Source organism: Citrobacter sp. ABFQG (genome assembly GCF_004322975.1).
In the GTDB taxonomy this organism is placed as follows: Bacteria; Pseudomonadota; Gammaproteobacteria; order Enterobacterales; family Enterobacteriaceae; genus Citrobacter; species Citrobacter freundii.
This window is the reverse complement of the sequence record NZ_CP036435.1, coordinates 2357872-2371951: the sequence shown is the minus strand read 5'-3', so window position 1 is coordinate 2371951 and position 14080 is coordinate 2357872. Positions and strand designations below refer to the sequence as shown.

Below are 14080 nucleotides of genomic sequence, written 5' to 3'. Positions count from 1 at the left end.
ACGATCTTATGTTTAGTTTTTATAGAGACTGACGAGCAAAGCGATGTGTAGTGGTCAACTAAAACTGGCCACGGCTTTAGAGTTTTTCCAGTATCGGTTTTCCGATTCGTTTGGGGGCAACCCACCGTTATAGTCATGCGGCCTTAGCGAGCTGTAATACCCGACGATATAGTCTGTGATCGCATGAGCAGCATCGCTAAAGTTTATATAACCTGTCACTGGCACCCACTCGTTTTTCAGACTACGGAAGAAGCGTTCCATCGGGCTGTTGTCCCAACAGTTTCCACGTCGGCTCATACTCTGCCTGATCTGGCAACGCCACAGTAACTGCCGGAACTGCCTGCTTGTATAGTGGCTACCCTGGTCACTGTGGAACATCACTCCGGCTGGTTTACCGCGAACTTCCCACGCCATTTCCAGCGCTCTGATGGTCAGCTTGCTATCCGGCGAGAATGACATTGCCCAGCCCACTGGTTTCCTTGCGAACAGATCGAGAACAACTGCAAGGTAAGCCCAACGCTTGCCTGTCCAGATGTACGTCACATCGCCGCACCACACCTGGTTAGGTTCTGTCACTGCGAACTGTCGCTCAAGGCGATTCGGGATAGCGATGTGTTCATGACCAACACGTTTATACCGGTGGGTAGGCTGCTGACAACTCACCAGCCCCAGTTCTTTCATGAGCCTGCCAGCAAGCCAGCGTCCCATTCTGAAGCCTCTCAGGGTTGCCATAATGGCGATACTTCTTGCGCCAGCAGAGCCATGGCTGATGTTATGCAGCTCCCGAACCTGGCTGCGTAACACAGCTCGCCAGCCGTCTGGCTTTTCGGCGCTTTTCTCCCAGTATTTGTAGCTACTGCGATGAACCCCGAACACGTGGCAGAGTGTGACCACAGGATACTGCGCTCTGAGTTTCCCGATTAACGAGAATTGTTCAGGGAGTCTGACATCAAGAGCGCGGTAGCCTTTTTTAATATGTCGTTTTCCATTTCAATGCGTTGTAGCTTTTTCTTCAGCTCACGTATTTCAATCTGTTCCGGGGTTATAGGGGAGGCTTTAGGTATTTTGCCCTGTCGTTCATCCCGCAACTGCTTTACCCATCGCGTCATGGTAGAAAGACCCACATCCATAGCACTGGCCGCAGCTGCAACGGTGTAGTTCTGATCAAGGACCAGTTGAGCGGATTCACGTTTAAACTCTGCGCTGAAATTTCTTTTTTTCATTGAGGCACCTGTAATGTTCTGAGGTGAGCATATCACCTCTGTTCAGGTGGCCAAATTCAGTAAACCACTACACTTACACCTGGCTCAATGATTTCTACCATCTCCAGCCCCTTCTCTTCAGCATACGTCCTCGCTGCCGATAACTGGCGGTCTTTTGTCGTTCCCTTGTCTTGTCGGTCACTTGACCAACGGATGTAGCTGTAAAGTTTAGGCATGATGTATAATCCGAGTTTTCCCGAGCAATGTATTGTACAAAATAATGTCTAAGATTGGATTTATATCATTAGGGTGCCCGAAAAACCTCGTCGATTCTGAGCGCATCCTGACCGAACTTCGTACCGAAGGCTATGATGTCGTGCCAAGCTACGACGACGCGGATATGGTTATCGTTAATACCTGCGGCTTTATCGACAGTGCGGTTCAGGAATCCCTGGAAGCAATCGGCGAAGCGCTGAACGAAAACGGCAAGGTGATCGTCACCGGTTGTCTGGGCGCGAAAGTCGATCAGATCCGTGAAGTCCACCCGAAGGTGCTGGAAATCACCGGGCCGCATAGCTACGAGCAGGTTCTGGAGCACGTTCATCATTACGTACCCAAACCAAAGCATAATCCGTTCCTGAGCCTGGTTCCTGAGCAGGGTGTCAAGCTGACTCCGCGCCACTACGCCTATCTGAAGATTTCTGAAGGCTGTAACCACCGCTGTACGTTCTGCATTATTCCATCCATGCGCGGCGATCTGGTGAGCCGTCCGATTGGCGACGTCCTCAGCGAAGCCAAACGTCTGGTCGATGCGGGCGTGAAAGAGATTCTGGTAATCTCTCAGGATACCTCTGCGTACGGTGTGGATGTGAAGCATCGTACCGGTTTCCATAACGGCGAGCCGGTCAAAACCAGCATGGTTGATCTGTGCGAACAGTTATCAAAACTGGGGATCTGGACGCGCCTGCATTACGTCTACCCCTACCCGCACGTTGATGACGTGATCCCGCTGATGGCAGAAGGGAAAATCCTGCCGTATCTGGACATCCCGTTACAGCATGCCAGCCCGCGTATTCTTAAACTGATGAAACGCCCAGGCTCCGTAGACAGACAGCTGGCGCGCATCAAGCAGTGGCGTGAAATCTGCCCTGAACTGACGCTGCGCTCCACCTTCATTGTTGGTTTCCCGGGTGAAACGGAAGAAGACTTCCAGATGTTGCTCGACTTCCTGAAGGAAGCACGTCTGGATCGCGTGGGCTGCTTTAAATACAGCCCGGTAGAAGGCGCTGGCGCTAATGACCTGCCGGATCAAATCCCGGAAGAGATAAAAGAAGAACGCTGGAACCGCTTTATGCAATTGCAACAGCAGATCTCTGCTGAACGTTTGCAAGAGAAAGTGGGCCGCGAGATTCTGGTTATCGTTGATGAAGTTGACGAAGAAGGCGCAATTGGTCGTAGCATGGCTGATGCTCCGGAAATCGACGGCGCGGTATACCTGAATGGTGAAACCAAGGTGAAACCTGGTGATATCATCCGCGTGAAGGTCGAAAACGCAGATGAATACGATCTGTGGGGCACCCGCGTTTAAAAAAGCGTAACCCAACGTAGGCCGGATAAGGCATTTATGCCGCATCCGGCAATGCCTGATGGCGACGCTGAAGCGTCTTATCAGGCCTACGGTTCACCCTTTTATCTTCGGGTCCAGCGCGTCGCGCAGACCATCTCCCAGTAAGTTAAACGCCAGCACCGTCAGGAATATCGCTACCGCCGGGAAAATCGCCACGTGCGGCGCGATCACCATGTCAGCACGCGCTTCATTAAGCATTGCCCCCCACTCCGGCGTCGGCGGCTGTGCGCCTAATCCCAGAAATGACAGGCTCGCGGCAGAGATGATCGACGTGCCAATTCGCATGGTAAAAAAGACCACGATCGATGAAACCGTACCCGGCAGGATATGGTTAAAAATGATGGTCGTATCGCTGGCACCAATACTGCGCGCAGACTCAATAAACGTCTGTTGCTTCAGCACCAGTGTATTTCCGCGCACCAGGCGCGCGAAAGCAGGAATGGAGAAAATGGCCACGGCGATAATCACGTTCGCAATGCCGCTGCCCAGCACGGCGACCACGGCTATCGCCAGCAGAATGCCGGGAAAGGCGAACAGCACATCGCAGATACGCATAATCAGCCGATCCCACCAACCTTCGTAGTATCCCGCCAGCAGACCCAGCACTGTGCCAATCGCCGCGCCAATAAACACGGCAAAGACTCCTGCCGCCAGCGAGATTTGGGCGCCAACCAGCACGCGGCTAAAGATATCTCGTCCCAGAGAATCGACACCAAACCAGTGCAGCATCGACGGCCCATCATTCAAACGGTCATAATCGAAGTAATTCTCGGCATCAAATGGCGTCAGCCAGCGGGCAAAAATCGCCACCATGATCAGGAGCAATACAAACAGCCCAGCGAACATCGCCATGTGCTGTCGACGGAAACGACGCCAGAACTCATGCCACGGTGTGCGTATCTGCTCTGGCTTAACAAGGGGCATTGCATTCAAAATCGCCTGTCGGCGCCAGTTAAAAAATCGCATCCTTACTTGTACCTGATAGCCGGATTAATGGCGGCGTAAAGCACATCCACCACTAAGTTGATAAGAATAAACTCCAGAGAAAACAACAGTACCTCGGCCTGAATCACCGGGTAGTCGCGCATTTCGACGGAGTCCACCAGCAGTCGCCCAAGCCCAGGCCAGTTGAACACCTTCTCAACCACGATTGATCCACCAAGCAAAAAGCCAAACTGTAGTCCCATCATGGTGACCACCGGGATCATCGCGTTACGCAGACCATGTTTTAACACCACCCAGGTCTCACTCACCCCTTTAGCCCGCGCGGTGCGCATATAGTCTTCGCTGAGCACATCGACGAACGAGGCGCGGGTAAACCGGGCCAGCACCGCAGCCACCGCCGCGCCCAGAGTAATAGACGGGAGGATATAGTGCAGCCAGGTGTCAGCGCCAACGGTTGGCAACCAGCCAAGCTCAACGGAGAATATCTGCATGAGCAGCATGCCAAGCGCAAACGCCGGGAACGAGATCCCGGTGACCGCCAGCGTCATACTCAACCTGTCCGGCCAGCGATTGCGCCATACGGCTGCAATGATCCCCGCCGTCATACCAAATAACACAGCCCATGCCATACTCGCAATTGTCAGCCATAACGACGGCATAAAACGGCTGGCTATCTCTTCGGAAACCGGGCGACGAGAAACCATCGACGTGCCAAAATCGCCTTGCAACACGTTGGTCATGTAATGCCAGAACTGAATATGCAGCGGTTGGTCCAGACCCAACTGCTTGCGTACCAGTTCAATCACCTCGGCGTCAGCTTCCGGTCCGGCAATCAGTCGGGCCGGATCGCCGGGTAGCAGGTGAACAAATAAAAACACCAGCACCGCAACAATCAACAGAGTTGGAATCAACCCCAGCAGGCGCTTGAAAACATAGTTAAGCATCACGCTCCCTTCGCCGGCCCCTGGTTAACGGGGCCGAATGAATAGCTTATTTTAAATCCGCATCATCAAAGCTAAATCCGGTGTCCGGCATAATCCAGAACCCGGTCAATCTGGTGCTGTGCGCCGAAATCAGTTTTTCCACAACCAGTGGGATCCACGGCGACTCTTTCCAGATAATATCCTGCGCATCCTTGTACAGCTTCGCTTTCTGCGCCGGATCGTTGGTTTGCAACGCTGCCGCTAAATCACTGTCCACCTGCTTATTGCTATAGAACGCCGTATTAAACAGTGTTGGCGGCCAGTTTTGTGATGCAAATAGCGGTGACAGCGCCCAGTCAGCTTCCCCCGTAGAGGCAGACCAGCCCGTGTAGAACATCCGCACCCCGCTCTCTTTCTGCGCTTTACCCTCTACTTCCGCCGCGCGCTGGCCGGCATCCATCGCTGTTACCTGAGCCTTAACTCCCACCTGCGCCAGCTGCTGCTGGGTAAATTGCAGCACTTTCTGCGCGGTACTGTGATTATGCGAAGACCATAGCGTGGTGGTAAAACCGTTCGGATAACCTGCTTCTTTCAGCAGTTCGCGCGCTTTCGCCGGGTCGTATGGCCATGGCGTATAGCTTTGCGCATAGGCTATCGACGGAGGAAGAACGCCCGTTGCTGGCGTGGCATAACCCGCAAACGCCACTTTCACCAGCGCCTGGCGGTTGATGGCATAATTCAGCGCTTCACGCACCTTCGGGTTGTCGAATGGTTTTTGCGTGACGTTCATGCTGATATAACGTTGCATAATAGACGGACTGGCCACCAGTTCCAGGTTTTTATTCTTCGCCAGTAACGCAGCCTGCTCGTAAGGGATCGGGAAGGCAAACTGCGCTTCCCCGGTCTGCAGCATGGCCGCACGCGTGTTGTTGTCGGTCACCGGACGCCAGGTAATCGTATCCAGCTTTGGCAGCCCTTGCTGCCAGTAACCCGCGAACTTCTTAACCTTCACAAAATCTGTCTGATTCCAGGTATCAAGCTGGTACGGCCCGGTCCCCACAGGGTGGAAACCGATCTCCTTACCGTATTTCTCCAGCGCGGCGGGAGAAATCATTGCCGTTGCCGGATGCGCCAGAATATTGATAAAGGCAGAGAACGGCTGTTTCAGCGTAATCTTCACCGTCGACGGATCGACGACTTCGGTTTTATCGATATTCTTATACAGGTTGTAGCGTTTCAGACGGTTTTCCGGATTGCTGGCGCGATCGAGGTTGGCTTTAACCGCATCGGCGTTGAAGTCGGTGCCATCCTGAAATTTCACGCCCTGACGCAGCTTAAGAGTGTAAGTCAGGCCGTCATCAGAAACCGTATAGCTCTCTGCCAGCACATTTTTCAGCTTCATCTCTTTATCAAGACCAAACAGTCCCTGATAAAACGACTTCGCTACCGCCTGCGACAATGTGTCATTCGCGTCATAGGGGTCAAGCGTGGTGAAATTGGATCCTACCGCCACCACCACGTCTTTGGCCGCCCAGCCAGGCGATGCGGCCAGCGCAGAGGCCACTCCCACAGCAACCAGCCATTTCCGAGCAACAATTTTTGTCATGTTATTCTCCTTAAACCCTGTCTGCCTGTTATAAACGTGAAAGCGCATTTTCTGGTTGCCCACGCGCAACATAATGCCCCGGGCCAACTAACTGTAACGACACGGGGGAAATCTCTTCGCCGCGCTTGCGGATATTGCTGGGGATATCATCCGACAACAGCACACGCTGTGGTCGGTGATGCGATGGATCGGCAACTGGTACTGCCGCCATCAGTTTGCGCGTATACGGATGTTGCGGATTTTCAAACACCGCGCGTCGGGGGCCAATCTCAACGATTTGCCCGAGATACATCACCGCCACACGGTGACTGATCCGTTCCACCACCGCCATATCGTGGGAAATAAACAGGTATGCAATTCCCATTTCCCGCTGCAGGTCGAGCAACAGGTTGATAATTTGCCCACGAATTGAAACATCCAACGCCGAGACAGATTCATCGGCAATAATCACTTTGGGATTGAGTGCCAATGCCCGTGCAATACAGATACGCTGACGCTGACCGCCGGAAAACTCGTGCGGATAGCGCCAGGCATGCTCAGGCAGCAATCCTACGCGTTCCAGCAGCCATGCAACTCGTTTTGACCCCGCATCCCCCTGCAATAACCCATGCACCCGTAGCGGCTCCAGAATGGAATATCCCACCGTCTGACGTGGATCGAGCGAGGCATACGGATCCTGGAAGATAAACTGAATATCCCTACGCAGCGGCTGCAACTTGCTGGCAGCAAGGGTATCAATACGCTGTCCGTTGAAAATGATTTCCCCACGCTGAGACTCAACCAGGCGCAACAGCGCCCGCCCGGTGGTGGATTTCCCACAGCCCGACTCCCCCACCAGCGATAGCGTTTCTCCCGGCCACAGGTCAAAGCTGACGTTTTCCACTGCATGCACCTCGCGAGTTACGCGATTTAGAATGCCGCTACGCAGAGGAAAACGCGTCACCAGGTTACGTACCTGCAAAATTGGCTCGCCTTCAACCACGGTATCCTGTTCGGTCTGTGGCTCTACATGACTGGGATCGTGTAATGAAATAAGCGGGAAACGGCGCGGAAGTTCATGCCCGTTCATTGCCCCAAGCTGCGGCACGGCTGCCAGCAGCGCTTTAGTATAAGGATGCTGGGGAGCGTGAAAAATCTGCTCAACGCTGCCAGTTTCTACCGCCTCGCCCTGATACATCACCAGCACGCGGTCGGCAATATCCGCCACAACGCCCATATCGTGGGTAATAAAGATCACTCCCATCGACATATCCTGCTGCAACACTTTTATCAGTTGCAGGATCTGCGCCTGAATGGTGACATCCAGCGCGGTTGTCGGCTCATCAGCAATTAAAACCGCAGGGCGACACGACAGTGCCATGGCGATCATCACCCGCTGGCGCATACCGCCGGAAAGCTGATGTGGATAACGCGATAAAATCGCCTTCGCCTCGGGGATACGCACCTGATCGAGCATTCGCTTCGCTTCTACCATCGCCTCTTCGTGACTGGCACCCTGGTGCAAGCGGATAGACTCGGCAATTTGCTCGCCCACGGTAAACACCGGATTAAGCGATGTCATAGGCTCCTGGAAGATCATCGCGATATCCGCACCGCGCACGTGACGCATTTGTGATGCGCTCTGTTCACCCAGCTCAATAACCTGTCGATTACGGCGTCGGAGGAGCATTTCATCGCAGCTCACCTCGCCGCCGGACTGTTCAATCAGACGCATCAGCGACAAGGCGGTCACCGACTTACCAGAACCAGACTCGCCGACTATCGCCAGCGTTTCGCCACGCTTCAGGCGAAATGACAGATTGCGCACTGCGCTGACACGCTGCTGCTCCTGTTCAAAGGCAATATTCAGATTGCTGACTGCCAGCACATCGCTGGCATCAAGCTCATCACTGTGTGGCAACGCTATCTCCTTTTTCCCGATAAATACCGGTGGTTGGCGTATCACCTGCGTATCCCCAGGCGCGGTACATGCCTTCGCTGTTAAACGGCAAAGCGACATTGCCTTCATGATCGATAGCAATTAAACCGCCGCTGCCGCCAAGCGCCGGTAATTTTTCCATCACTACGCGTTCACACGCTTCGGATAAACTCAGACCGCCGTAGTCCATCAACGCCGCAATGTCATAGGCCGCCAAAGCACGAATAAAGACTTCTCCGGTTCCGGTGCAGGAGACTGCCACACTTGCATTATTGGCATAACAGCCTGCGCCAACCAACGGACTGTCACCCACCCGCCCCGGTAATTTATTGGTCATCCCGCCGGTCGATGTTGCTGCCGCCAGATTGCCAAACATATCTAACGCGACCGCACCCACGGTACCCATTTTGTTGTTTTCATCCAGCGGGCTCGCGCTATGGTCCAGCACCGTTTCACCCGCTGTTCGCGCCGCCAGAAGTTGAGCGTAGCGTTCTGGCGTCGAGAAAATATCCGCTGATACGCGCTCCATACCCTGCGCAATGGCAAAGTTTTCAGCCCCTTCACCTATCATCATGACGTGTGGGCTGTGTTCCATTACCAGGCGTGCCGCGAGAATCGGGTTTCGCAGATGGCTTACCCCGGCGACGGCGCCTGCGTTCAGCGTATTACCGTCCATCACACAGGCGTCCAGCTCATGGGTTTCATCACGGGTATACACCGCGCCAATTCCGGCATTAAACAATGGACACTCTTCCAGCAGGCGCACGGCCTCGGTAACGACATCCAGTGCGCTACGACCGTCTTCAAGCATCCGCTGGCCGGTTTCAACGATATCCGACAGCGCCTGTATATAACGCAACTCTTGCTCCTGGCTCAGCTGCGAACGGGTAATAGCCCCTGCGCCGCCGTGAATTGCAATGACTGCTTTACCCATTTTTTTCGTCCATTAGGTGGCAGGTACCGGGGTTATAAATATCAGAATTTCTGTGACTTATTGATTCGATTTTTGAATATAGAAAGATGCAGACGTCATGTAAAGGTTAAGGCCCGTACCTCACCCCCCCATCCCATCAGGTTATTTAGATGAGTTAATCAGAAAGGGGATCTTCCAACATCGTTGAATATATTATTCAAGCCGATCGGCAATCTGTTTTTTTGCATAAAACACAAAGCGTTCAACAGACGGCATAGACGCAGCCCAGTTCTTTTTGGTTAACCCCAGGTATTCCGCACGCGCGGCTTGCAGCGTGTCAGCATACTCAACGGGTAATTGCGGTATAAGCCAGGCGGCGGCTTCATCTTTAGCGACAATATTGCCCATAACCAGGCTGTACCAAATACGCGCCAGAGTAAGGATGATATTTCGCTCGTCACCCTCTAAATCGCCCGTTTTCTGCCACATATCAAGAATATGCCGAAATGTTTGCACGACATCGCTAAAAGGAATGACGTTGAATAACGTCTCAGCGGCTTCACCGAACAACGCTACGCTGGCGCGCCTGGCCTGGGTCAGCAGGATGGAAAGATCAGGATCCACCTGTGTCGGTTCAACAATTCCCGCGCGAATATCGTCACGCAACCATTCGCCAAATTGCATTTCTCTTGACGGTGGGAATTGCCAGGGTACAAGTTGTGAATAGATCACGATGGTCACTTCCAGCGCCCGATATCTATCAACGCTACCAGGCGGGGCTGATATTTCCAGAAAACCCTGCATCAGATCTTTTCTTTGCCGGGTATTAAGTGGCTGCCTAATGGTAACCAGTAAATCGATATCGCTTTGGGGCTTTAAGCCACCTTCAACAGCAGAGCCATACAAATGAACAGCAACCAGATCGCCCTCGATAATCCGCGCAATCAGTGCACTGGCGGCATGCACCTGTCGTCGAATTGAATCCGGGATAGTCGCAGACATTTAGCCTCCTGGAGAAAAAGCAGAAATTATGAGTCTATACTGCATCTTTCCTGTAGCGCTAATCTCTGGCAGAAAACCTGTATCAGATCTGATCCTAAGCCTGAGGTAGCATACTGTCCGCGTCCATTTTCTGACATAATGAGCGGATTCGATTTTGCCCCGCAGGAGTCTTCTCATGGAATTTACCGCCGGACTGATGCCGCTTGAAACGGCTCTTTCTCAGATGCTTTCGCGTATTACCCCACTCACCGCCGTCGAAACGCTGCCGCTGGTTCAATGCTTTGGCCGCATTCTGGCCACCGACGTCGTCTCCCCGATTGATGTGCCGGGATTCGATAACTCGGCAATGGATGGCTATGCGGTGCGATTAGCCGATTTACAATCAGACCAGCCTCTTGCGGTGGCTGGCAAAGCCTTTGCTGGACAGCCATTTCACGGCGAGTGGCCTGCGGGAACCTGCATCCGTATTATGACCGGAGCCCCGGTGCCTGCCGGTTGTGAAGCCGTGGTAATGCAGGAGCAAACGGAACAAACTGACGACGGTGTGCGTTTTACCGCCGACGTCCGCAGCGGACAAAATATTCGTCTGCGCGGTGAAGATATTGCAAACGGCGCGGTGGTATTCCCCACAGGAACTCGTCTGACAACCGCCGAGCTTCCCGTGCTGGCTTCGCTCGGTATTGCCGAGGTCCCCGTTGTGCGTAAAGTCCGCGTGGCATTGTTCTCCACCGGTGATGAGCTGCAATTGCCGGGTCAGCCGCTGGGCGACGGGCAGATTTATGACACAAACCGTCTGACCGTTCACCTGATGCTGCAGCAGTTGGGCTGCGAGGTGATCAACTTAGGGATTATTCGCGACAATCCCAACGCGCTGCGGGCCGCATTTATCGAAGCCGACAGCCAGGCCGACGTTGTCATCAGCTCTGGTGGCGTTTCGGTAGGCGAAGCGGATTACACCAAAACCATTCTGGAAGAGCTGGGAGAAATTGCCTTCTGGAAGCTGGCTATCAAACCCGGTAAACCGTTCGCCTTTGGCAAACTGAGCAACAGCTGGTTTTGCGGCCTGCCGGGTAACCCGGTGTCTGCTGCCCTCACCTTTTATCAACTGGTACAACCGCTGCTGGCGAAACTCAGCGGCAACACCGCCTGTGGGTTGCCTCCGCGCCAGCGCGTGCGCACCGCTTCACGCCTGAAGAAAACGCCAGGGCGTCTGGATTTTCAGCGTGGTGTATTGCAGCGTACCGCGGAAGGCGAACTGGAAGTCACTACCACCGGGCACCAGGGCTCGCATATTTTTAGCTCCTTTAGCCAGGGCAATTGCTTTATTGTGCTGGAGCGCGATCGCGGTAACGTTGAGGTCGGAGAATGGGTTGAAGTTGAGCCATTTAACGCACTGTTTGGAGGTCTGTAATGGCAGAACTCAGCGACCAGGAGATGATGCGCTATAACCGGCAAATCATTCTGCGCGGCTTCGATTTCGAAGGTCAGGAAGCGCTCAAAGATGCGCGGGTACTGGTCGTTGGTCTGGGGGGACTGGGATGTGCTGCAACCCAGTACCTTGCTGGTGCTGGCGTCGGGCATTTAACCCTGCTCGACTTTGACACGGTCTCCGTGTCGAACCTCCAACGCCAGACGCTGCACAGCGATGCAACCGTAGGGCAACCAAAAGTGATATCCGCTCGTGACGCGCTAACGCGGATTAACCCTTATATCGCCATTACGCCGGTGAATGCGCTGCTGGACGATAGCGAGATTCACGCGCTTATTGCCGAACACGATTTGGTGCTGGACTGTACGGATAACGTCAGCATCCGCAATCAGCTGAATGCCGGATGCTTTGCCGCCAGAGTTCCGCTGGTTTCCGGTGCAGCAATTCGCATGGAAGGGCAAATTACCGTCTTTACGTATCAGGAAGGCGAGCCCTGCTACCGTTGCCTGAGCCGTTTGTTCGGTGAAAACGCCCTGACCTGCGTAGAAGCCGGAGTGATGGCCCCGCTGATCGGCGTGATCGGCTCGTTACAGGCGATGGAAGGCATTAAGCTGCTGGCAAACTACGGTAAACCGGCATCCGGAAAAATCGTCATGTACGATGCCATGACCTGCCAGTTTCGCGAAATGAAGCTGATGCGTAATCCGGGGTGCGAGGTTTGTAGTCGGTAAAAAAGTCGGGTGGCGGCTTCGCCTTACCCGACCTACAACGGCTCGAACGTAGGCCGGGCAAGCGTTAGCGCCACCCGGCAACAGCATCAGATCGACGTGCGACCGAATGCGCTCTGCCAGTCGTGCTCAAACTTCGCGACGGCAGCATCAACTGCCGGAGAGCTAATCATCTGCTGAGCAACGTCCAGCGGTAGCGTGATGGACTCGCAGCCTGCCAGCAGGCAATCCAGCGCCTGACGCGGCGTTTTAAAACTGGCTGCCAGTACTTTGGCGTGCGGGGCATGCATTTTCAGTAACGTCTGCAGGTCGGTCACCGTCTGAATGCCATCCCCTCCTTGCGCATCCACGCGGTTAACGTATGGCGCAACATATTCCGCACCTGCCAGTGCAGCCAATAACCCTTGAGCTGCACCGTATACCGCAGTACCCAACGTCGGGATCCCTTCTTCTTTCAGCAATTTTATAGCCGCCAGACCTTCTGCTGTTACCGGCACTTTGACCACGATATCAGCAATGATTGCCCGCAGCTTACGCGCATCGCTAACCATCCCTTCGGCGGTGGTTGCCATCACCTGAGCAAACAGACGGCCTTGTCCTCCCATCGCTTCCTGCAGTTGCGGCAGTAGTACTTCCAGCGTCTGGTTCCCCGCCGCCACAATGCTCGGGTTAGTGGTCACCCCTGCCAGCGGGAAAATGCGCGCCAGAGCTTTTACCGCATCAACATCAGACGTATCTAAATAGAGTTCCATAACCTTTCCTCAAACGAATTATTGGCATGAATAAAAGGTAGCACGGCGAAACCTCACGGTTAGTTGACGCACGTCAATATAACTTTCATTCGAAAGTAATTTAATCTTTATATGAAAGAAAAGAGGTCGCTTATGATTTTCAATATCCAGCGCTATTCCACGCATGATGGTCCCGGGATCCGTACTGTGGTGTTCCTTAAGGGATGCTCCCTGGGCTGTCGGTGGTGCCAGAATCCGGAAAGTCGCGCCCGTACGCAGGATCTGCTCTATGACGCACGTCTGTGCCTTGACGGTTGCGATCTCTGTGCTCAGGCCGCACCCGCAGTAATTGAGCGGGCACTAAGCGGGTTGCTGATTCATCGCGAAAAACTAACCGATGACGTTCTCGCAGCGCTGACCCACTGCTGTCCAACGCAGGCGCTTACCGTCTGTGGAGAGATAAAAAGCGTGGACGAAATCATGGCGACCGTATTGCGTGATAAACCGTTTTACGATCGCAGCGGAGGGGGCCTCACCCTGTCCGGTGGCGAACCGTTTATGCAGCCAGAGCTGGCGGCTTCTTTGCTCAAAGCCAGCCACGACGCAGGCATTCATACCGCAGTGGAAACCTGCCTGCATGTCCCGTGGAAGTATATTGAACCATCATTACCTGACGTCGATCTGTTTCTGGCCGATCTAAAACACGTGGCGGATGCGCCGTTTAAACAGTGGACCGATGGCAGCGCCTCTCGTGTGCTGGAAAATCTAAAAAAACTGGCCGCAGCTGGTAAAAAAATGATTATCCGCGTACCGCTGATTCAGGGATTCAACGCTGACGAAGCCGCCATCCAGGCTATTACCGATTTTGCTGCCGACGAGCTTCACGTCGGGGAGATTCATTTTTTGCCCTACCACACCCTAGGTATCAACAAATACCACTTACTCAGTCAACCCTACAACGCACCGGATAAACCGCTTGATGCGCCTGCACTGCTCGAATTTGCCCAGCAGTATGCCAGCCTTAAAGGTTTAACCGCGACCCTACGAGGATAATCG

Annotated in this window: 12 protein-coding genes; 4 read left to right on the top strand and 8 right to left on the bottom strand. The window is 53.8% G+C overall.

The features are described 5' to 3' along the window. Positions 1-54: 54 nt before the first annotated feature. Positions 55-1223 (bottom strand): IS3 family transposase gene (locus WN16_RS11475; protein ID WP_131138615.1). Its coding sequence is split into 2 segments (ribosomal slippage): positions 55-974 and positions 974-1223, totalling 1170 coding nucleotides; the frame shifts between segments, so codons are not numbered across the junction. Between the two features lie 259 nt (positions 1224-1482). Here WN16_RS11475 and rimO point away from each other — a divergent pair. Then, positions 1483-2790 (top strand): 30S ribosomal protein S12 methylthiotransferase RimO, encoded by a 1308-nt coding sequence (rimO, locus tag WN16_RS11470; protein WP_044701116.1) that lies wholly within the window; start codon positions 1483-1485, stop codon positions 2788-2790. A 93-nt stretch (positions 2791-2883) separates the two neighbouring features. Here the strand turns inward: rimO and gsiD are convergent, their stop codons facing one another. From gsiD to WN16_RS11440, 6 genes are all read right to left on the bottom strand, one after another. Then, on the bottom strand, positions 2884-3795 hold the full coding sequence (gene gsiD, locus WN16_RS11465) for a glutathione ABC transporter permease GsiD (protein WP_003035302.1): 912 nt from the start codon (positions 3793-3795) through the stop codon (positions 2884-2886). Between the two features lie 2 nt (positions 3796-3797). After that, positions 3798-4718, bottom strand: a complete 921-nt coding sequence (gene gsiC, locus WN16_RS11460; protein WP_003836970.1) for a glutathione ABC transporter permease GsiC — start codon at positions 4716-4718, stop codon at positions 3798-3800. Positions 4719-4764: 46 nt separating this feature from the next. Continuing rightward, positions 4765-6303 (bottom strand): glutathione ABC transporter substrate-binding protein GsiB, encoded by a 1539-nt coding sequence (gene gsiB / locus WN16_RS11455; protein WP_003035297.1) that lies wholly within the window; start codon positions 6301-6303, stop codon positions 4765-4767. Positions 6304-6331: 28 nt separating this feature from the next. Further along, positions 6332-8203, bottom strand: coding sequence for a glutathione ABC transporter ATP-binding protein GsiA (gene gsiA / locus WN16_RS11450; RefSeq protein ID WP_003836972.1), 1872 nt, complete (start codon positions 8201-8203; stop codon positions 6332-6334). Further along, positions 8190-9155: a beta-aspartyl-peptidase gene (gene iaaA, locus WN16_RS11445; RefSeq protein ID WP_003836974.1), complete on the bottom strand. Its 966-nt coding sequence runs from the start codon at positions 9153-9155 to the stop codon at positions 8190-8192. Before iaaA ends, gsiA begins: the two co-directional genes overlap by 14 nt. Positions 9156-9347: 192 nt before the next feature. Continuing rightward, entirely contained in the window at positions 9348-10136 is a 789-nt protein-coding gene (locus tag WN16_RS11440; protein WP_044701114.1) for an aminoglycoside nucleotidyltransferase ANT9, read from the bottom strand. A 175-nt stretch (positions 10137-10311) separates the two neighbouring features. Between WN16_RS11440 and moeA the strand changes: the two genes are divergently transcribed. Both moeA and moeB read left to right on the top strand, forming a co-directional pair. Then, entirely contained in the window at positions 10312-11547 is a 1236-nt protein-coding gene (moeA, locus tag WN16_RS11435; protein ID WP_044701113.1) for a molybdopterin molybdotransferase MoeA, read from the top strand. Further along, positions 11547-12296: a molybdopterin-synthase adenylyltransferase MoeB gene (moeB, locus tag WN16_RS11430; RefSeq protein ID WP_044701110.1), complete on the top strand. Its 750-nt coding sequence runs from the start codon at positions 11547-11549 to the stop codon at positions 12294-12296. Before moeA ends, moeB begins: the two co-directional genes overlap by 1 nt. Positions 12297-12382: 86 nt before the next feature. Here the strand turns inward: moeB and fsa are convergent, their stop codons facing one another. Next, complete coding sequence (fsa, locus tag WN16_RS11425) at positions 12383-13045, bottom strand: fructose-6-phosphate aldolase (RefSeq protein WP_003836983.1); 663 nt, start codon at positions 13043-13045, stop codon at positions 12383-12385. A gap of 132 nt (positions 13046-13177) precedes the next feature. Here fsa and WN16_RS11420 point away from each other — a divergent pair, with 132 nt between their 5' ends. Continuing rightward, complete coding sequence (locus WN16_RS11420; protein WP_032936389.1) at positions 13178-14077, top strand: glycyl-radical enzyme activating protein; 900 nt, start codon at positions 13178-13180, stop codon at positions 14075-14077. The last annotated feature ends 3 nt before the right edge of the window (positions 14078-14080 follow it).

Bases quoted from the DNA above. Each gene is read 5' to 3' on its own strand.
- rimO (WP_044701116.1), top strand. From the start codon at position 1,483: ATGTCTAAGATTGGATTTATATCATTAGGGTGCCCGAAAAACCTCGTC.
- gsiD (WP_003035302.1), bottom strand. From the start codon at position 3,795: ATGCGATTTTTTAACTGGCGCCGACAGGCGATTTTGAATGCAATGCCC.
- gsiC (WP_003836970.1), bottom strand. From the start codon at position 4,718: ATGCTTAACTATGTTTTCAAGCGCCTGCTGGGGTTGATTCCAACTCTG.
- gsiB (WP_003035297.1), bottom strand. From the start codon at position 6,303: ATGACAAAAATTGTTGCTCGGAAATGGCTGGTTGCTGTGGGAGTGGCC.
- iaaA (WP_003836974.1), bottom strand. From the start codon at position 9,155: ATGGGTAAAGCAGTCATTGCAATTCACGGCGGCGCAGGGGCTATTACC.
- WN16_RS11440 (WP_044701114.1), bottom strand. From the start codon at position 10,136: ATGTCTGCGACTATCCCGGATTCAATTCGACGACAGGTGCATGCCGCC.
- moeA (WP_044701113.1), top strand. From the start codon at position 10,312: ATGGAATTTACCGCCGGACTGATGCCGCTTGAAACGGCTCTTTCTCAG.
- moeB (WP_044701110.1), top strand. From the start codon at position 11,547: ATGGCAGAACTCAGCGACCAGGAGATGATGCGCTATAACCGGCAAATC.
- fsa (WP_003836983.1), bottom strand. From the start codon at position 13,045: ATGGAACTCTATTTAGATACGTCTGATGTTGATGCGGTAAAAGCTCTG.
- WN16_RS11420 (WP_032936389.1), top strand. From the start codon at position 13,178: ATGATTTTCAATATCCAGCGCTATTCCACGCATGATGGTCCCGGGATC.